Annotated in this window: 19 protein-coding genes and 2 pseudogenes; 18 read left to right on the top strand and 3 right to left on the bottom strand. The window is 69.3% G+C overall.

Going from position 1 to position 18611, the window contains the following annotated elements:
- Nucleotides 1-223: 223 nt before the first annotated feature.
- Together ACIP4Y_RS12985 and ACIP4Y_RS12980 are read right to left on the bottom strand one after the other, a co-directional pair.
- Nucleotides 224-649: an STAS domain-containing protein gene (locus ACIP4Y_RS12985; RefSeq protein ID WP_401391702.1), complete on the bottom strand. Its 426-nt coding sequence runs from the start codon at nucleotides 647-649 to the stop codon at nucleotides 224-226.
- A 322-nt stretch (nucleotides 650-971) separates the two neighbouring features.
- Nucleotides 972-1568 (bottom strand): DUF5994 family protein, encoded by a 597-nt coding sequence (locus ACIP4Y_RS12980; RefSeq protein ID WP_401391699.1) that lies wholly within the window; start codon nucleotides 1566-1568, stop codon nucleotides 972-974.
- 492 nt (nucleotides 1569-2060) lie between these two features.
- Here ACIP4Y_RS12980 and ACIP4Y_RS12975 point away from each other — a divergent pair, with 492 nt between their 5' ends.
- From ACIP4Y_RS12975 to galE, 16 genes are all read left to right on the top strand, one after another.
- On the top strand, nucleotides 2061-2306 hold the full coding sequence (locus tag ACIP4Y_RS12975) for a DUF5994 family protein (protein ID WP_401391696.1): 246 nt from the start codon (nucleotides 2061-2063) through the stop codon (nucleotides 2304-2306).
- Nucleotides 2307-3151: 845 nt separating this feature from the next.
- Complete coding sequence (locus ACIP4Y_RS12970) at nucleotides 3152-3733, top strand: hypothetical protein (RefSeq protein ID WP_401391693.1); 582 nt, start codon at nucleotides 3152-3154, stop codon at nucleotides 3731-3733.
- A gap of 1 nt (nucleotide 3734) precedes the next feature.
- Nucleotides 3735-4736 (top strand): ATP-grasp domain-containing protein, encoded by a 1002-nt coding sequence (locus tag ACIP4Y_RS12965; protein WP_401391691.1) that lies wholly within the window; start codon nucleotides 3735-3737, stop codon nucleotides 4734-4736.
- 32 nt (nucleotides 4737-4768) lie between these two features.
- Nucleotides 4769-5482, top strand: a complete 714-nt coding sequence (locus ACIP4Y_RS12960) for a PIG-L deacetylase family protein (RefSeq protein WP_401391688.1) — start codon at nucleotides 4769-4771, stop codon at nucleotides 5480-5482.
- Nucleotides 5479-5991, top strand: a complete 513-nt coding sequence (locus ACIP4Y_RS12955) for an NUDIX domain-containing protein (protein ID WP_401391685.1) — start codon at nucleotides 5479-5481, stop codon at nucleotides 5989-5991. Before ACIP4Y_RS12960 ends, ACIP4Y_RS12955 begins: the two co-directional genes overlap by 4 nt.
- Nucleotides 5981-6943, top strand: coding sequence for a nucleoside hydrolase (locus tag ACIP4Y_RS12950; RefSeq protein WP_401391682.1), 963 nt, complete (start codon nucleotides 5981-5983; stop codon nucleotides 6941-6943). Before ACIP4Y_RS12955 ends, ACIP4Y_RS12950 begins: the two co-directional genes overlap by 11 nt.
- Nucleotides 6940-7788, top strand: coding sequence for a glycosyltransferase family 2 protein (locus ACIP4Y_RS12945; protein WP_401391679.1), 849 nt, complete (start codon nucleotides 6940-6942; stop codon nucleotides 7786-7788). Before ACIP4Y_RS12950 ends, ACIP4Y_RS12945 begins: the two co-directional genes overlap by 4 nt.
- Nucleotides 7785-8591: an HAD-IIB family hydrolase gene (locus ACIP4Y_RS12940; protein WP_401391676.1), complete on the top strand. Its 807-nt coding sequence runs from the start codon at nucleotides 7785-7787 to the stop codon at nucleotides 8589-8591. Before ACIP4Y_RS12945 ends, ACIP4Y_RS12940 begins: the two co-directional genes overlap by 4 nt.
- 90 nt (nucleotides 8592-8681) lie before the next feature.
- Entirely contained in the window at nucleotides 8682-9953 is a 1272-nt protein-coding gene (locus ACIP4Y_RS12935; protein WP_401392517.1) for a sugar efflux transporter, read from the top strand.
- Nucleotides 9950-10783 (top strand): hypothetical protein, encoded by an 834-nt coding sequence (locus ACIP4Y_RS12930; RefSeq protein WP_401391673.1) that lies wholly within the window; start codon nucleotides 9950-9952, stop codon nucleotides 10781-10783. The genes ACIP4Y_RS12935 and ACIP4Y_RS12930 overlap by 4 nt, the downstream gene beginning before the upstream one ends.
- 112 nt (nucleotides 10784-10895) lie before the next feature.
- A complete protein-coding gene (locus ACIP4Y_RS12925; RefSeq protein ID WP_401391670.1) occupies nucleotides 10896-12143 on the top strand; it encodes an MFS transporter in 1248 nt (415 codons plus the stop codon).
- Complete coding sequence (locus tag ACIP4Y_RS12920) at nucleotides 12140-13411, top strand: aspartate aminotransferase family protein (RefSeq protein ID WP_401391667.1); 1272 nt, start codon at nucleotides 12140-12142, stop codon at nucleotides 13409-13411. The genes ACIP4Y_RS12925 and ACIP4Y_RS12920 overlap by 4 nt, the downstream gene beginning before the upstream one ends.
- Nucleotides 13408-14322 carry an inositol monophosphatase family protein gene (locus ACIP4Y_RS12915; RefSeq protein ID WP_401391664.1) on the top strand — a complete coding sequence of 305 codons (915 nt, stop codon included), beginning with the start codon at nucleotides 13408-13410 and terminating at the stop codon, nucleotides 14320-14322. Before ACIP4Y_RS12920 ends, ACIP4Y_RS12915 begins: the two co-directional genes overlap by 4 nt.
- Nucleotides 14323-14346: 24 nt before the next feature.
- Nucleotides 14347-15369 (top strand): zinc-binding dehydrogenase, encoded by a 1023-nt coding sequence (locus ACIP4Y_RS12910; protein ID WP_401391661.1) that lies wholly within the window; start codon nucleotides 14347-14349, stop codon nucleotides 15367-15369.
- Between the two features lie 45 nt (nucleotides 15370-15414).
- On the top strand, nucleotides 15415-15834 hold the full coding sequence (locus ACIP4Y_RS12905; RefSeq protein WP_401391658.1) for a peptidase inhibitor family I36 protein: 420 nt from the start codon (nucleotides 15415-15417) through the stop codon (nucleotides 15832-15834).
- 34 nt (nucleotides 15835-15868) lie between these two features.
- Complete coding sequence (gene galE, locus ACIP4Y_RS12900; RefSeq protein ID WP_401391655.1) at nucleotides 15869-16903, top strand: UDP-glucose 4-epimerase GalE; 1035 nt, start codon at nucleotides 15869-15871, stop codon at nucleotides 16901-16903.
- 173 nt (nucleotides 16904-17076) lie between these two features.
- Here the strand turns inward: galE and ACIP4Y_RS12895 are convergent.
- Nucleotides 17077-17245: pseudogene (locus ACIP4Y_RS12895) on the bottom strand (integrase core domain-containing protein); the annotation flags it as partial.
- A 344-nt stretch (nucleotides 17246-17589) separates the two neighbouring features.
- Between ACIP4Y_RS12895 and ACIP4Y_RS12890 the strand changes: the two are divergent.
- Nucleotides 17590-17742, top strand: coding sequence for a hypothetical protein (locus ACIP4Y_RS12890; RefSeq protein ID WP_401391653.1), 153 nt, complete (start codon nucleotides 17590-17592; stop codon nucleotides 17740-17742).
- 79 nt (nucleotides 17743-17821) lie between these two features.
- Nucleotides 17822-18538, top strand: a pseudogene (locus ACIP4Y_RS12885) (NPP1 family protein).
- Nucleotides 18539-18611 lie beyond the last annotated feature (73 nt).

Raw genomic sequence — 18611 nt, 5'->3', positions numbered from 1 at the left:
GCGCGGTGGTGCGCGCACTCTCCACGCTCTGAAGCAGCAACGGGGCGGCCGCACCAGTGACGACGCGACCCTCTTCCTGATCGAATGGCGCGGGGGCGCACAGACGAAAGGGTGGCGGCCCCGCCGACGACGAGCTTCAGGCCGTGGTGGGAGGTCTTGCCGCGTTCGGCACTCACGGCGGGCGGTGAGGGTGAGGCTGCGGTCAATCGGGATCGGAGGCCGGTCAGTGCCCAGGCGTAGGGATCACGGTGGCCGTCGGTGCGCGGGAGGACCCCCCACTTGGGGCTCCGGGCGTCGAGGGAGGCGAAGAAGGCCGCGGTGGGAGGTCGCCCGGGTGGCCGTGGAGCAGGGTGCTGTTACCGGTGAGGGCGATGATGCGAGCCAGCGCCGAGGGCGGGTGGTGCAAGCGGAGGGATCCGCCGGCCACGGCGGTGGCCCGCGACGCGTAGAGGAAGGCGTTGAGGCCGGTCACGTCGCAGAAGGTGACCGTGGTCAGGTCGACGTCGATGGTGCGGATGCCGTCGCGCAGGCATTGCCCCAGTGACTCGCGCACGATGCGCTCCGTTGTCAGATCGATCTCACCCGCCAGGGTGATCAACGCCCGGCTGTGCCTGTCGCGCCGGTAGAGGGTCAGCTGTGGAAAGGGCATGGCACCTCGGTTCAGAAGACCGGGCTGGCAGCGCGAAGGACCGGGCATCCGGCTCTTTTTCCTGTGCTCGGATACACGGTCGTGCTCTCGTGCAGAAAGGCGAACGGCCGGTTCACAGCCTGTGTTTCAGGCGCAGGGCCGACTCAGGGCCTCGTGGATGCACCGGCGATCGGACGGAGTCCACCAGAGCCGCCACCGCCGGGAACGGCCGGAGGGCAAGGTCGCCATGCGATCAGCGTGGCGCGTGGTGAAGAGCTGCATCAGGAGCACGCCCAGGGCGATCATCGCCAGACGCCCACCGTTGTGACGGTCTCCATGCCTCTCACCTTCCTTCTGCCGGGGTGCACGTGGTCGATGACCGCTCGGCATGTGAGGCCGGGCGGCGAGCGTCATGCCCGCCTTCGGAGTCCCAGACCGCCTCCCAGAGCGAGTCCGAGCCGGCCGCTTCCTCTGCCGCGATCCGGAAGCGTTCGGCCTCATGGATCAGACCGGTAGCCGTGAGACTTCGCGACGGGTCGGTGGCCGTGGCCATCAGCCGGGCGGCGATGGCCGGTTCTGTCTCTGGTGGGATCACCAGCAGGTCCCAGCGGCCGACGGTGTAGGAGAGCAGCAATAGCTTGTGCGGGTCTTGCTCGGCTTCGAACCAGCCGACGTGCACCACGTGCCCTTGAACGGGCACCTTTCGCGGGATGACCGGCCAGAACGTGGGGTTCACCGTTACTCGGGTGATCCGCCCCCACAGAGGGTCGAGGACCTCGATGAGTGCCGGAAGCTCCGCAGTCAGGTCGCGGGAGCGGGGCCACCAGGCACCGTCGATCAGGACCGGGGTGGTCTCGCCAGGTGCCAGTACGAGTCGGGGCGGCAACGCAGAAGGGGCCCGCTCTTCGACCGTGGGGGTCAACAGAATGGTCGCAGTCATGATGCAGACCCAACCCCGGGCCGGTCACGACCGGCCCGGTTGTCGTGAATCGCCGAGAACGACCCGGCATGAAAGCCGGTGTACGAAATGCTCTCGGTAATCACCAGGGTACTCCTCGCCGAGGCCCGACGGACCGGGAGGGAGTGACGGGCTGAACGGAGCACGAGCATCACCCCCCACGTAACACAGCCAAGGAGTGCTGGGCCAGGGCACGCGAGCCATCGTGCGTGAGACCGGTCCGGCTACGACGCGCCCCGCCGCCCGCAGCGCACTCCCGCCGGTATCGACGGCCGCTTCGCGGAATGCGGGGACGTCTCCAGGGCCCGCCCCGGCGTGTACGGAGTACCGTCGATACCACCGAGGGCATTTCGCACACTGGCTTCCCCGCCGGGTCGTTCTCGGCGAGAGATGAAGCCCGGGTCGCTGTACAGGCGGCCCGGAGACGGGTTCGCATGGTCACGGCGACCTTGCCCCTACCCCTGCCACACCGATGTGCTGGACCCCTTGTGGGGCCGCATCACCCGCATCGCCGTCAACCCGAAGTACTGGCCGGTCATCCCGCACCACATTCCAGTGGACAGTCATGTCGTCAAGGCCGGTTGGTTCACCCCGGAGATCGCGCAGCTCATGGTCGTAGACGTCCTGGTAGTACGGGACGAGAGGGTCGGTGATCACGTCCAGCCGGGGACGCATGAGCCCGTTGACCACCTCACGCATCGGGAGCACGACGCGACGTAGCTGGACGAGCGATGTGCGGTGCACCCGAGGATCAGAGCACGGACTCGGTGCCGGCGGCGGGCGGCGAGCTGCTGCGCCACGCGGCCCCGCATGGAGGGTGCCGTAGACGTCGGCCCGGGTGGTGCCGCGGTCGCCCAGGACGGCGACGACGTCCTGGGCGACCAGTTCGGTGCTGTGCGGGGTGTCGGGCTTGCCGCTGTCGCCGGTGCCGCGGTAGCCGAGAGTGAGGGTGCTGCGGGCGGGGTGGAAGTCGGCACTGACGGTCTCACCAGGGGTGGTCGTTGGCCTGGCCGGCCAACAGGACCACGTCGGTCCCTCGCCTTGCCAGTTGGTAGGCGATACGGGTCCCGTCAGGTGCGGTCGCGTATGTCATCGGATGGTCCCCTCACTGCTGTGCCGGGCGGGCCGCCCAGTATCTGCCGCATGTGCTCCGTGAGTTGAGCGGGGAGCTGCCAGTGAGGGTGGGGGCGCTGCGCCCGGACGCCGAAGCAAGAAGGAAAACCAGCCACTCGCGACGATGCACGACTTTTCTTAACACGTGAAAAAGGTAGACCGGTCTCAGCGGCGCGCTGAGCTGCGGGGACTCCCACCGTCGAGCTCGCCCCGCGCGAGGTGAGTAGCCGGCCACCACCCCGGCCGCAATCACCGATTGGGGGGCGAATCTGATCATATCCACCCCGTTCGATGCAGCGAGAAAGTTGCTGCCGTTCCCTGGCGTAACGATCTACGTTTGAGGCCGCGGCGAGAGAGAGGAGCTTCGCCGCGGCAACCGGAAGCCCTCCCCCGGTAGGGGAAGTACGCCAGATCGAACGGGCCTTGACACGTGTCCGAATACGAGGAGGAACATGTCTCTTCCGCCGTCGACGAGAGATCCCTGGGCAGACGTCACGAGCGTGCGCGGTTTCCGGTGCGATGAGCTGATATCGGCCCTGCAGAAATACATCCGCCGGGGCAATCTGGAAGAAGCGCTTCTCATCGCCCGGGAGATGTACGAGACCAGCCCGGAATTGGAAGCACACCTATGGACGCGGCTGATGGTGATCTCCGCGTCGGACTGTAATGACGGGACGTTTCAGCAGACACTCATCGTCGAGTCCCTGCACCGTGTGGGAATGCGCATGCAACGAGGCACCGGCGAGCGCTGGCTTTTCCTCGTCCAGGCCGTCCGCTACTTGGTCGGTATCCCCAAGGACGAGACCACGGACGAGATCTGCATGTGGTCGCGTCACACGATGAACAAGCGTCTCCGCAACCCCGTCATACCGGACTACGCACTCGACATCCACACCGAAGCGGGCCGCAAGATGGGCCGGGGGATGACCCATTTCCTCGACGAGGGAACCGTCATCGCCAATCCGTACGAGGGTGCCGACCCGACGTTCGGGAAGCGCGTCCGGGAAATCGTGGCACGAGGAGAGTGGGATTGACGTGAAACGGTTGGTCGTTACGGGAACCGGCGGCGCGTCCGGCTACGCGGTGGCACTGCAGGCGGAGCAGTTCGGTTACGACGTCCTGTGGGCCGACGCCGATCCCCTCTGCCCGGCCCTGCTGGCCAACTCCCCTCAGGCACAGCTGCTCCCGCCGGCCTCGGAAGGCGTTGCCTACCTCGATACCCTCGCGAAAGCAGCGAGGAACTTCGGAGCCACCTGCGTCAGTTTCAACACGGACGCCGAGGTGCGGTACGCCGCGGGCCACCTGGCCGCCCTGGCCGAACTGGGTCTGTCACAGTGGATACCGTCGCCGGGAACTGTGCGTATCTGCTCGGACAAAGCGGAGTTCGCGAACCATCTGGCCCGGGACTCCCGGTTCCGTACGCCGGTCTCCTATGCGGTCGACGACCTGGAGTCCGATTTCCCGGCCACCGGCGTCTTCGCCAAAAAGCGCGCGGGAAGCGGCGGAGCGGACTCCATGATCTGCTCTTCCCGGCAAGAACTCGATGCCTGGCTGTCCCGCAACCCGGACGGATTGCTCCAGGAGGTGTTGACGGGGCAGGAATTCTCCGCCGACTGCCTGTACACGGGCTCGGACCTGCCGCTCGTCGTGCCCCGGCGGCGGCTACGGACACGCTCGGGCATGTCGACGGTCACCGAGACCTTCCACGACGCCTCGCTCGAACGGCTCATCGCCGATCTGGTGCAGGAGCTGCAGGTGGTCGGCCCCTCCTGCGTGCAGGGATTCCTTCAGCCGGACGGTGTCGTCTTCACCGAGGTCAACGTGCGGTTCGGGGGCGGCTGCGCGGCGGCGTTCTGGGGCACGACCCATCTGGTCGAACAGTATCTGACCCTGCTGACCACCGGGGAGCGAAGCCTGCCGGCCGGGCTGTACGGAACACGCACGTCCGGCACGACGACGCTCGTGCGGGTTCCCGGCTATGTGACGCTCCAGGCCGGACCGGAAACGGGTGCACCAGCCGCACCCGAGGAACCGTGAACGGGGGAACTCCAGAAATGAGCCGTGGGAGCGTGCTCGTCATCGCACCACATCCCGACGACGAAACGTTCGGCTGCGGTGGCACCATCGCCACCTTGGCGGCCTCGGGCATGAACGTCTACGTACAGCTCATCGTGCAGCACACCATCAACACGGGTGGCCCGTCGGCGGCGCGCATTGCAGCCGACAGAGGAAAGGAATTCGCGCTCGCCTGCAGCAAGCTGGGCGTGAGCGATTACCACGTGATGATCGAGGACGGCGACCACCGGGACACGCTGCACACGAGCACCGCGCGACTCGTCGAGACGATCGAGTCCGCCTCTCCCCTCTCGATCGACCGGGTGCGGCCACAACTCGTTCTGCTGCCGGCGCGGGGCGCTTTCCACCAGGACCACCAAGTGGCTCATCAAGCCGCGTTCGCCGCGTGCAGGAACCGGGGAACCGGGCATCACACGCCCTCCGTGATCCTGGGCTATCAGTGCCCCGAGGACACCTGGAGTTCCCACTTGGAGCAGGCGACATGCTCTCTCGACATCACCGCGCACTACGGTCAGAAGCAGGCCGCGATCGAGTGTTATCAGTACCAGACCAAGCCGGAACCGCATCTGCGGTCGCTGAGCGGTATCGAACGAGCCGATGCCGTCCAGGGCGCGGCCATAGGAGTCCCGTACGCGGAGTCCTTCGTGACGTACCGGACCACTCTCAAATTCCTCGCTGAGGCGGCTCGCGTGCGGGACCCGGCATGAGGGAACACCTGGAGGACTGGGCGTGGGCCCAGACAATCGTCCGGTTCACCGGCCGGCGCCCCCCGGACCAAGTGGTGCAGAGCGTACGGGCCATTGCTGTGGTCGACGACGGTGTCGTGGTGTGCAGCCTTTCCGACGGCACGCCCTTTCTTCCGGGCGGCACCCGGGAAGAGGGCGAGTCCGTGGACGACTGTCTGAGCCGCGAACTCACCGAAGAAGCGGGGTTCCTGATGAAGGGGCGGCCCCATTGGTTCGCGGCGCACAGCGGTGTTTCCTATCACCGGATCCCGTACAAGCCGTACGCCCCTTTTCCGCTGAAGGCGTGGCTGTGGGGTGCGGTCAAGGGCGAGTTGGTGGGTCCGCCCACGAACCCCGCGGGCGCCGAGCAGGTGGCCGCCGTACAGGTGCTGCGACCGGAAGATGCCGTAGCAGTTCTCGAAAGCGAAGGGCGCGGCTACGCGCAAGCACTCCGGTACTGGATGAGCTTGGGAGCCCCTGTTGATCTCTGAGGAAGACACCGAACGCGATGTGATCGTCGACACCGACACCCTCGGCATCAACGACGACGCTCTCGCGCTCTGCCATCTCTTCGCCCTGGGACTCGTTCCCCGCCTCATCACCACCGTCTTCGGGAACGCCTCCGCGGTCTCCTCGGCGGGACACGCTCGGACGCTGGCCCGTGCCCACTCCCTCGACATCGATGTCGTCCGCGGATGCGAGAGACCCCTGTGGTGGCACGAGCCGTTCCGGGAACAGGTGCGCGCGGTCCTCGCCGCCCTGCCGGCGTCGACCTATCTCGCGTCGCTGAGCGCGGACAACACGCGTTTCTGGGACACCGGCGCCGAGGACGGGCCCGCTCCCGACGCACTGGCCACGGCTCTGACGCGCTCCCACGGGACGGATGTGCTCGCCCTCGGCCCCACCACGAACATCGCCCGGGCACTGCGGCTGGTCGATCCCTCGGTGCCGGCGCGGCACCGCCTGTGGATCTCCGGAGGATCCCTCGGCGGCGGAAACGTGACCGAGCACGCCGAATTCAACACGTTCGCCGACCCCGAAGCCCTGCAGGCGTGCCTGGCGGCGCGCTGGAAGGCCGTGGTGATGGTTCCGCTGGAGGTGATGGAAGCCCCCCGGCTGCTGCCGGCGGCGGTGGAGCGCATCCGGCGCACCGGCACACCCCTGGGTGCCGCCCTGGACAAGCTCGAATGCGAGTCGCCGCGGGGCGAGAACAAGGACCGCGAACCCATCTGGGACGTCGTGGCCGCCGCCCTCCTGGCGGACGCGAGCCTGCCGTACAAGCAGGAGACAGGAGTGATCTCCGTGGCCACCGGTCTGCCCGACCGCGGCACGATCCGCTTCCGGCGAGGAGAGGGGACGCACCACCTGGTGACGGCCATCGATCCCGAGGCGGTGGTCCAGCGATTCGAAGCAGCCGTGAGCCGTCCGAGGAGGTCGCCTTGACCACCGGGAACGCCGACGCCTCGCGCGACCTGACCATCGTCGTCCCCGTGTGCGACGACCCCCTCATCTACCGCTGCCTGGCCTCCATCGACGTCACCTGCCCGGTCGTCGTCTCCACGAACGGATCGCCGGACTGGTTCCTCGAAGGACTCCAGACCTACGCCAAGGCGGCACCGCACGTCACCGTGCTGAGCACCTCGGAACGCGGGATAGGCCTGGCGTACAACAGGGCGATCGCGCTGGTGGACACCCCCCTCGTGCTCCTCATGGACTCCGACTGCGTCTTTGAGCCTGGAGCGATCACGGCGATGCTGGCGGCGGCGTCCGGCGGGCTGGTGAAGGGACGGGTGCGGTTCGAGACCCGGGGACACGGCACCCGCCTGGTCGCCGCGGCGCGGCGGCTGACCGAGGACCCGCTGGTGACCAAGAAGGTCAACGCGTACAGCCCGCCGCTCCTGTACCGCACGAACATCGTGGAGAACATGGGGGGCTACCACTTCGACACAGCCATGAAGTGGCGCGAGGACCGTGACTTCGAGCTGCGCCGCCGCAAGGCCGCGTTACCGGTCCGGCTGGTCCCCGAAGCCGTCATCTGGCACAAGCCCCTCAGCCTGCGCGACGACCTGAGAAGCGTGTGGGCCTACGGCGTGGGCCAGGCTCACGGCGAAGCGCTAGACGTGCTGCCCCGGATGTCCCTGAGACATGAGCTGAAGAAGGCGAGCACCGTGGCCTGGAGAGGGGTGCGGCGCGGCGAAGCCGGCGCGGGCGGCTACGCGGCGGTCAGAAACCTCGTCGTGCTGGCGAGCCGGGGCATCGCGGTACGGGGCCTGCGGGGGGCGCGGTGATCAGGATCCTCTTCTGCGACCTCGACGGAACCCTCGTACGCCCGGGCAACCGCGTCCTCGACGAGGACATCGGCATGCTGCGCGAGGCGACCACGTGCGGAGTGCGTCTGGTCTTCGTCACGGGACGCCCCTCGCGCTGTCTCGACGACCTGCCGCGGGCCGTCACCGAGCTGTCCCGCGAAGTCGTCACCTCCAACGGGGCCTCCGAAGTCGTCGAGGGCGGAACACGCGTCCTCGCTCCGCTGGACGGGCGATGGGTCAGGGACTTCGCCGAGGCGCTCCGCGCGGCCGATCCGAAGGTCAGCTTCGCGACGGAGTTCGAATCGGCCTTCGGCTTCGAGCCAGGGTACGCCTGGTGGCCGGCCACGGACACGGGAGCGGACTCGGTCTGCGCGGACATCCCGGACCTGACCGGTGGCAGCCTCCCCATCACCAAACTGCTCTGCCGCAGCACTGACCTCGACGCCGGACGGCTGGCCCGGACCGCCGAAGCGCTGGGCTTCGACGCGACCGTCACGTACTCCTGTCTACCGGAGGAGGGCGGACCGGTCGAAGTACTGTCGCCCCGCGCCTCCAAGGGGCACGCGGTGCGGCGGATCCTCTACGAGGCGGGCATCGCGCCGGCCGCCGCGGTGGCCTTCGGGGACCGGTCCAACGACATTCCGATGCTCGCGTCCGTCGGTGCCGGTGTCGTCATAGGAACTCCCTCCGAAGCCCGCCTCGCGGTCTTCGAGTCGGCGGCATCGGTGGGGACATGGCTCGCGACGCACCAGGAACGCTGGCGAGGACACCTTGGCACATAGAGGAGCGATGTGAAGCTCGCCCGTTTCGCCCGACCCGGACGTGCGGACGGTCCGCCCGGGTCGCGCCCGTTCAGCCGGACGGCGACGTCACTGGGCGTCGCCGCGGGATGCTACGCCGTGGCGATGTCGGTGTTCGGCACCACCACCAGCCTGTTCCTCGCGGACGCGGTCCATGCGGGGCCGGGACTGATCGGCCTGTACTTCACCGGCTGCGCCGTGGCCGCCGTCGGCATCAACCTCGTCACGGGATGGCTGTCCGACCGGGTGACCGACAGAAGGGCCGCCCTGGCCGCGACCGCGCTGGCCGGGGTCGCCGGTGCGCTGGCGTTCACCGCCGTACGCAACTACGCGGTGGTGTTCGCCACCGGGGCGGTCCTGCTCAGCCTGAACGACGCCTACATCTCCCAGCTGTTCGCATATGTCAAAGAGTTCGCCGAGTCCACCGGCCGGGAGGTGACCCCGTTCAGTTCCGCGGTCCGGTCGGTCTTCTCCGCCGGGTGGGTGGTCGGCCCGCCGACCGGCCTCTTCCTACTGGCCCACACGGGTTTCGGGCTCCTGTACACGAGCGTCGCGTGTCTGCTCCTGCTGACCGCGCTGCTCGGCCGCTGGCTCCTGCCGGCCGTGCCCGCGCCGCCCGGACCGGTGGCCGACGACGACGCCGGCGACAGGGGTGAACGCCGCCTGTCCGGGATGCGCCGAGCCCTCGCCGTCGTGCCGCGCCGCACCTGGCTGCTGCTCGGCGCCGTCACGGCGGTCAACGTGGCGGACCAGATATACCTCATCGCCATCGCCTTGTACGTCACCAAGGACCTGCACCTGTCGGCGGCCCTGGTCGGCGTGATGGCCGGGGTCTGCGCGGCACTGGAGATCCCGCTGATGATCGCGGTGGGCCGGGTGGCCGACCGCGTCGGAAAGCTGCGCGTCGTGGCCGCTGCCGTGGTCCTCGCCGTGGTCTTCTTCTGCCTGCTGCCCGTGGCCGGCTCGGCACCCGTGCTGATCGCCCTCCAGCTGCCGAACGCCATGTGGACCGCGGTGGTGACGAGTATCCCGATGGTGGTGGTGCAGCAGGAGGTGCCCGGCGGCACCGGCTCCGTGTCCGCGCTCTACTCGTCCACCTTCCCCGTCGCCCAGCTGCTGGCGGGAGCCGTCACCGGGGTGGTCGCCGCGCAGGCCGGATACCGCGACGTGTTCTGGATCTGCGCCGGGCTCTGCGCGCTCGCCGCCGTGCTCCTGCTGTGCCGCAGGGCTGCGCGCGGCGCGGACGACGGCCGCAGACGCGCCCCGGGCGCAGCGCTTCGGTACGCCCCTTCGACAGACAGCATCGAGAGCCGTACAGAGGAAGACGGGAGAGACCTGACGTGACGATTCGCTTCGTGTCGGTCGTCGGCGCCGACACCGGCCTGCTGGATGCCGCCATCACGCACTACCGCGACCTGGGGGTCGAGTCCTTCCACATCGCCCGGCACATCGAGTCGTTCGACGACCCGGACTTCCAGCGGTCGCAAGAGGTCGTGGCACGGCACGGGTTCTCCTTCGCCGCCGTGCACCAGGGCCCGTGGGACGAGGACCTGAACGCGTATCTGATCCGGGCCCAGATGCGGCGGCACCCGGCCGACTGGTGGGTCGTCGCGGACCTCGACGAGTTCCATGTGTACGACCGGCCGCTGACCGACGTCATCGCCGCCTGCGAGGCCGGCGGGTACGACTACGTCAAGGGCGCCCTGCTGGACCGGGTGGCCGCCGACGGCAGTCTGCCGGCGTTGCAGCCGGACGTGTCGATCTGGGAGCAGTACCCGCTGGCCGGACTGCTGACCCTGCGCGTGCCGGGAGCGGGGTCGTCGAAGGTGACGCTCGCCCGCGGCAGCGTGCCCCTGCACCTGGGCCAGCACGGGGCGGACGCGGGGCGGCCCATGCCTGCGGAGGAGGCCTTCCCACAGGTGCACCACTTCAAGTGGAACGACTCGGTCCTGCCGCGGCTCATCCAGCGGGAGAAGGCGTACTCCTCCGGCGACTGGCACCTGACCTATCCGGACACCGTCGACGAGTCACGCCGGATGCTCCGCCACCTCGAGGCCAACGGCGGTCGCATCGACGTCACCGCCGAGGAACTCGCGCTGCACCCCTGCGGCAGTGACTACGCGGACTACAAGCCGTGGCCAGACCTCGTTCCCCTGCTGAAGAAGCGCAGATGAGCAACACACCGGCGGTGGCTCGCCGGCCGATCGCCCGGTCCGGCCGAACCGCCGCCCGGCCCCTCTGACAACGCCGCGGGCAGCCGGCACCCACGACACAGGAGGCACCTGAATGGAACCAAGACGCACGGCGGCCCGCGCCGCGGTCTTCGGATACTTCGGCATCAACGGCACGGCGCTCGCCCTGTGGGTGGCCCATGTCCCCGACATCAAGCGGGACCTGGACCTCAGCCCCCTGCAATTGGGCGCGGCGCTGCTGGTCGTCGCCGGTGGAGCGCTGGCCGCCATGCAGGTCGCCGGCCGGCTGATCGACCGCGTGGGGTCGGCCGCCGTGACCAGGGTCAGCGGTGTCCTGCTCCCGCTGACCCTGGTGGGGCCGGCTTTTGCCCCTTCGCTGCCGTGGCTGGCCGTCGCGCTCGCTCTGCTCGGCGCCGCCAGCGGCTTGATGGACGTCTCCATGAACGGGCAAGCCGTCGAGGTCGAACGGCACTACGAGCGGCCCATCATGTCCGCCTTCCACGCCGTCTTCAGCGTCGGCGGAGTCGCGGGCGCCGGAGTCGGCGCCCTGCTGCTGAGCCTGGACGTCCCCCGCGAGATCTCGCTGCCGGTGGCGGCCGCGGTGCTCGCCTCGGCGGCCTGGGCGATCAGCGGCGGGCTACTGCCGAAGACCGTGGCCACGGACGACGAGGACGAAACGGGGCAGGGCGCCACGGGCCGGCTGCCGCTGCTCGCCACGCTCCTGGGCTGCGTCGCCTTCAGCAGTATGGTCGTCGAGGGGGCCGCCGCGGACTGGGGCGGGGTGCACCTCCAGGAGACAGTGGACGCGGACACCGGTGTGGCGGCCCTCGCCTACGCCGCCTTCGCCGGAGCCATGACCACGGGCCGGGCGCTGGGCGACCGCGTCGTCGCCCGGTACGGATCGGTCGCGGTCGTCCGCTGGGGCGGCGCCACGGCCTGCGCGGGCCTCGCGCTGGTCGTCTGGTCCGGTCACCTGGCGCCGATCCTGGTGGGCTGGCTGCTGGCCGGTGCGGGCGTGTCGACCGTCGTACCGCAGATCTTCACCGCCGTCGGCAACCTCAGCGCCGACCAGTCCGGGGCGGCGCTCGCCCGGGCCGCGACGCTGGGCTACTTCGGATTCCTCGCCGGCCCGCCGCTCGTGGGCTGGCTGGCGGACATGACCGACCTGTCGACCGCCCTGTTGATCCCGCTCCTCCTCGCCGCCACGGTCGCACTGAGCGGCCCCCTGGTCCGGCGCGCCGCCGCGGCCAGATCCATGCGGGCGCAGCCCGTCGCGGCAGCGCACTCCGACGCTCTGTCACCTGCGGGACATCACCGGAACGAACCACCGGGAGAAAAATGACCACGGCCGACCACCGGGTGCCGGACGGCATGTACTACCCCGTCTCCGAGCACAAGATGACGCGCGGAGAGGGCGTCTACCTCTACGACTCCCAGGGCCGCGACTACATTGACTGCGCGGCAGCCACGTTCAACCTGAGCCTCGGCTACGGCCACCCCGAAGTCGTGGCGGCGATCCAGAAACAGGCCGAGCAACTGGTCCACGTCACCTCGAGCTTCCAGAGCGAACCGGTCAACGAGCTCGTCGACCGCCTGGTCTCCGTCTCGCCGGCGAACCTGACCAAGGTGCACCTCAAGGTCTCCAGCGGCTCCGCCGCGAACGAGGGCGCGATCAAGATGGCCCAGGCGGCGACCGGGAAGCGGGACGTCATCACCCTGTTCCGCAGCCACCTCGGCCAGTCGATGATGATGGCGTCCCTGTCCGGCAACGCCTTCCGCAAGGCGCCCTTCCCCTCCCTGCTGCCCGGCGGTCTGCAGGTTCCCGACCCGTACTGCTTCCGCTGCTTCTACGGCCAGAACCCGGCGAGTTGCGGGATGATGTGCGTCGACCGGATCGACGACTTCATCGAGTACGCCAGCACCGGCCAGATCGCCGCGGTGATGGTCGAGCCGATCTCCGGGAACGGCGGCAACATCGTGCCGCCGCCGGACTACTTCCCGCAGCTGCGCGCCTTCTGCGACGAACGCGGAATCGTGCTGATCTTCGACGAGATACAGACCGGCATCGGCCGTACCGGCCACATGTTCGCCGCCGAGTACTTCGGCGTCGAACCGGACGCCATCACCGTGGCCAAGGGACTCGGCGGGTCCGGCGCCCAGGTGGCGGCGATCCTCACCAACGAGCGTCTGGCCGGCCTGGACGCCCACCACCACTCCTTCACCTACGGGGCCAACGTCATGGCCGCCGCCGCGGCCAACGTCACCCTGGAGGTCATCGGCCGCCCCGGCTTCCTCGACAACGTCACCGCCGTCGGCGAGTTCGTCGTCCAGCGTCTGCACGCCCTGCAGAGCAGGTTCCCCCAGATCGGCGATGTGCGCGGGGTCGGACTCATGATCGGCGTCGAGATGGTGGACGACGCCGGAGCACCCGCCGTGGAGCTGACCAACACCGTGGCGCAACGGGCGATGGACCACGGCCTGATCATCCGGACCTCCCGCTACGGCTTCGGCAACGTCTTCAAGATCAGGCCCCCGCTCACCATGACCCTCCAGGAGGCCGACCTCATGTGCGACCGACTCGACGCGCTACTCACGGAGGTCCTTTCGTGAAAGACCTGCTGATCGGCGCGGCCAAGGAGATCCGCGGCAGTCTGCGCGCCGCAGGCCCGGCCCAGCTGTCCCGGCGCGTGCTGGGCGTCTCCCCGGGAGGTGACGCGCAATTCGACATCGACGAGGTCGCCGAGGCCGCCGTATGGAAGTACCTGATGGCCCATGCGCCCGTCCCGCTCGCCGTGCAGACCGAGGACAACCACCGCCGGGACACCGGGGACGATCCGCGCCACCTGCTCGTCATCGACCCCATCGACGGCACACGGCCGGCCTCAGCGGGCCTGGAGATGGCGATGATCTCCATCGCGGTCGCCCCACTGGACAAACCGGACCCCACCATCGGCGACGTCACACACGCCCTGCTGATGGAACTCAAGTCGGGCGCCTGGATGTACGCCGGCCCCGAAACCGACGGTGTCGAGGCCGAGGGCTTCGCCGCGCCGGTCCCGGCCCTGAGCACCACTGCGGACCCCCGGCGCATGTTCTGGTCGCTGGAGTTCAACGGTCACCCTATGGCGCTCATGTCGGACGCCTACGCCCACCTGGTCGACGCCTCCGCCAACACCGGCGGCGTCTTCGTCTTCAACAGCGCCTCCTACTCGATCAGCCGCATCCTCACCGGCCAGCTCGACGCCTACGTCGACATCGGCAACCGCGTCCTGCGGGACCGGCCCGAGACGGAGGCCGACTTCCGCCGGGTCGGCGGCGGCAAGGTCCTCCACCTCTTCCCATACGACATCGCGGCCGCCGTGGTCCTGGCCCGCCGGGCCGGCGTGGTGATCACCGACGCCTACGGCGCGGGCCTGGAGGAAACGGACCTGCTCGACCTGTCCCCCCTCAACCAGCGCTCGTGCGTAGCCGCCTCCACCCCGGAGCTGCACGCCCGTCTGCTCGACACGATCCGCTGGTGAGATCCGAACCCACAGGGAGTATTCATGCGCGCGCTCACGCTCGCCGCGAACGGCACACTCGTCCGGACCGAGCGGCCCGACCCCCAGCTGACCGGGCCCGACGACGTACGCGTCCGTGTGGTGCAGACCGGTATCTGCGGCACCGACCGCGGGGTGCTGACCGGCAAGTTCCCGGCGGAGACCGGCGTGGTCATGGGACACGAGGCCGTCGGTCTGGTCGACCAGGTCGGATCGGCGAGCCGGCTGGCGCCGGGCGACCGGGTCGTCATCAACCCCACGCTCTACTGCTCGGCCTGCCCGCAGTGCGCCGCGGCACGGTTCAACCACTGTGTGAACAAGGCGGGCACCGAGGTCGGCCTGGACCGCGACGGGTCCTTCGCCGACTACATCGTGCTGCCCGAGCGGTTCGTGCACCGGCTGCCGGACGGCATGACCTGGGACCGCGCGGTGGTCGTGGAACCGCTGGCCTGCGTGCTCAACAACCTCGACGCGGCGTCGATCGTCCCCGGCGAGCGGGTGACGGTCCTGGGCGCCGGCCCCATCGGACTCGTCACCGCGATGGCGGCGCTCCACCTCGGCAGCGGCGTCGTACTCGTGGAGACGGACCCCTTCCGGCGCGAGCTGGCGACCAAGATCCTTCACGATCTGCCGGCGTCGACGCCGCTCACCGTTACCGATCCGGACGCGGCCGTGTCGGCGCCCCGAGCCCGCACGGTCATCGACACGGTGGGCAGCCTGCTCGACACGGCGCTGCGGCTGGTGGACACCGCGGGCACCGTCGTGATCATGGGCTTCGACGACCGGGCCCGCGTCACCGTCGAGCCGCTGGACATCCTCCGTCGCGGTCTGCGCGTCGTCGGCGCGGGCGACTACAACGCGCCGTCCTTCCCCCGCGCCCTCGCGCTGGCCAAACACCTGCCGCTGGAGCGCATCGTCACCCACCGCGTCCCGCTCGACGAACACGAGCGGGCTCTGGAACTCATCGGCGTGGGCGGCCACGGCTACCGGGGAGCCAAAGTCGTCATCGTCAGCAACGACGAGCAGTGACCGTCTCATCCACGAACCGTCTCAGCTACGAAAGGACTCCACGAGATGAACAAGCCTGCCGCGGACGACCGTGCGTCGGCACGACCCACGCGCAGGCGGTGGCCGGCCGCCGGCGCCGTCTCGGCGGTCGTGCTCGCCCTCGCCGCTCTGATCCCCGCCACGGCCCACGCCGCCGGGACAGCCGACTGCCCGTCCGGCACGCTGTGCCTGTACTCCGAGCAGAACTTCGGAGGTGATCGTCTGACCCTCTCCTCCCTGACCGGCAGCGGCACCTGCGTCAGCCTGGTCGACCACGGCTGGGCGGGACGGGTCGAGTCCGCCGTCAACACCCACTCCGCGAGCGCGGCCCTCTTCCCGGCCGACGACTGTCTGGGCGGCCCGTACCGCGTGGACGCGGGCACCGGCGTGGCGGACCTCGGTGCCTTCGTCCCGCTGAGCGCCTGGGTGCCCAGCGCAGCGAAGTGAACGTGCGGACATCCACGGCAGAGAGGCCGTCCGAGTGAAAGTACTGATCTCCGGCGGGGCCGGTTACATCGGCAGCACCGTCGGCTCCGCCTGCCTGGACGCGGGAATCACCCCCATCGTGCTGGACAGCCTGGTGACGGGCCGCAGGGAGTTCACCGAGGGGCGCGCCTTCTACGAGGGCGACATCGCCGACGGCGCCCTGGTCGACCGGGTGTTCGCCGAGCACCCGGACATCGCAGCCGTCGTCCACTGCGCGGCTCTGATCATCGTGCCCGACTCGGTCGCGGACCCGGTGGGCTACTACCGCGCGAACGTGTCCAAGAGCCTGGAGTTCGTCGGCCACCTGCTGCGGAACGGATGCGGGAGGCTGCTCTTCTCCTCCTCCGGTTCGATCTACGCCGCCGGTGAGGACTTCAGCGTCACGGAAGAGTCCCCGATCGAACCGTTGAGCCCCTACGCGCGGACCAAGGCGGTGTGCGAGGGCATGTTCGCCGACATCGCCGCCACCCAGCCGATCCGGGTGCTGTCCCTGCGCTACTTCAACCCGGTCGGCGCGGATCCCGAGTACCGCACGGGCTTGCAGCTGCGGCGTCCCAGCCATGCGGTGGGCAAGCTCATCGAGGCGCACACCGCGGGGGAGCCGTTCAGGATCACGGGCACGGACTGGCCCACGCGCGACGGTTCGGGCATCCGCGACTACATCCATGTCTGGGACCTGGCAGCCGCTCACGTGGCGGCGCTGCGGCGCTTCGACGACATCCTGCACGGGCCCACGCGGTCCACCGTGATCAACCTGGGCACCGGGACCGGCACCACCGTCCGGGAACTCGCGGACGCCTTCAACAGCGTGGTCACCCCACCGGTCGCCGTGGTGGAGACAGGTCCCCGCCCCGGCGACGCGGCCGGTGCGTTCACCCGCAGCGACCGGGCCAAGCGGCTGCTGGGCTGGGAGCCTCGGCACAGCATCGCGGACAGCATCCGCAGTGCGTTGCGATGGGCCGAGATCCGCGACGAACGACTCGGGGGCGGGGATGGCGAGAACGGGGACCGGGGCCTGCCGCATGCGTGAGCCGCGCTCGGGGCCGTCTTGCTCACTCCGGGACGCGGAGTGGGCAGCAGTCCGGCCCGGCCGGCCGGTGTGGCCTTCGCTCGGTCTGTGAGCAAATCCGCGGCGTCGCCGTGCCAGTGAGCCGCAACGGCGGTCTTCCGTCGACCGGCTGAAGCCGGATGCCCCACTGGGCCCTAGCTGTGCTGTTCGGACAGATTGGTGACGCGGCTAGCGGGGACGTGGCCGCCGATGCCGGTGTGGGGTCGGTGGTAGTTGTAGCCAGTCCAGCCAGTGGGGAAACGCTGCCTGCCGTTCGGCGTCTGAGGTGTAGGGCCGGTGGTAGGCCCACTCGTCGAGCAGGGTGGTCGCCAGCACGGCGGTTCTGGAGTCGCGCCAGCATGCGCATGAGGTGCTCGCGGCGTTGCGCGACAGGATCGAGACGACGCTTTGGCGCGGAGAGCGGGGGCGTACCGCGTTGCGGGTGCTGCGGGCGCATCTGACCTTCGCTGAGATCGCCGGCGGGCCCCTGCACCACGCCAGCGAGCGGCAGACCGCGGAGGAAGCGGGTATCTCCCGCACGACGCTCCGGGCCGTCTACGAAACCGTCCTCGAGCCAGGCGGCTGGCTGCAGCGCCTGAAGGTCGGCCACGGCCGGGAGGGCTCGACCTGCGTCCGGCAGCTCGCTGTCCCTGGACATCTTCTACATCGTGAAGCCGGGCGCGACCGCCGCGGACATCAACGCGGCCCTGGCGGCGGGCAAGAACCTCCTCGTCACCCCGGCCGTCTACCACCTCAGCCAGACCCTGCAGGTGAACCGCTCGATCCTCGGCGTCTCCCCGGGCGGCAACCTCTACTGCTGACGACAGCCACACCCAACAAGGAGTCCAGATCGGCACGTTGAGATCGCTCGCCAAAATCCTCCTCGGCGCGGTCGGCGCGATGACGCTCGGCGTGGCAGTCCCGGCGACTGCCCACGCGAACGTCCTGACCCCGCTGCCGCAGAACGCCCCCGGCATGGACCAGACCTTCTCCCCCGCCTACGACTACGACGGCGACGGCTGCTACGCCACCGCCGCCATCGGCGCCGACGGCACCATCACCCCGGCCTCAAGCTCGGCGGTGACGTCAACGGCAAGTGCCATGACTACGCCCAGCCGGCCAACGCCAACACCTACTCGCGTACCAAGTGCAACAACGGCTGGTGTGCCGTGATGTACGCCAGCTACTTCGAGAAGGATCAGATCACCGTCGGCCCGGCGGCACTCGGCCACACGCACGACTGGGAACACGTCATCGTATGGATCAACAACAACGAGGTCCGGTACGTGTCGGTGCCCCAGCACAACACCTACCAGACGGCCGCCCGCTCGGCGACCCGCTTCGACGGCACCCACCCGAAGATCGTCTACCACAAGGACGGCATCTCGAGTCACTGCTTCCGCTTCGCGGGCAGCAACGACGAGCCGGCGGAGAACGCCACCGGCAACTGGTTTTACCCGCGTCTCGTCGGCCGGGACGGCTACCCGGCCGGATACCGTGACAAGCTCATGAGCGCCGACTTCGGCTCCGCCACCATCAAGATCGCTGACGGTGATTTCCAGTGGGGCCCTCGACTACGCGAGTCCGGACGGAATCCCCTTCGATCCGTACGCCTGACGCCTCCCACATAATGTGACGAAGCGTCAGGGAGGCCCCCACAGGCACTCGCCCGCGGGGGCCTTCCAGCCCT

Source organism: Streptomyces sp. NPDC088810, assembly GCF_044750305.1.
In the GTDB taxonomy this organism is placed as follows: domain Bacteria; phylum Actinomycetota; class Actinomycetes; order Streptomycetales; family Streptomycetaceae; genus Streptomyces.
This window is presented reverse-complemented; position numbering and strand designations above follow the sequence as displayed.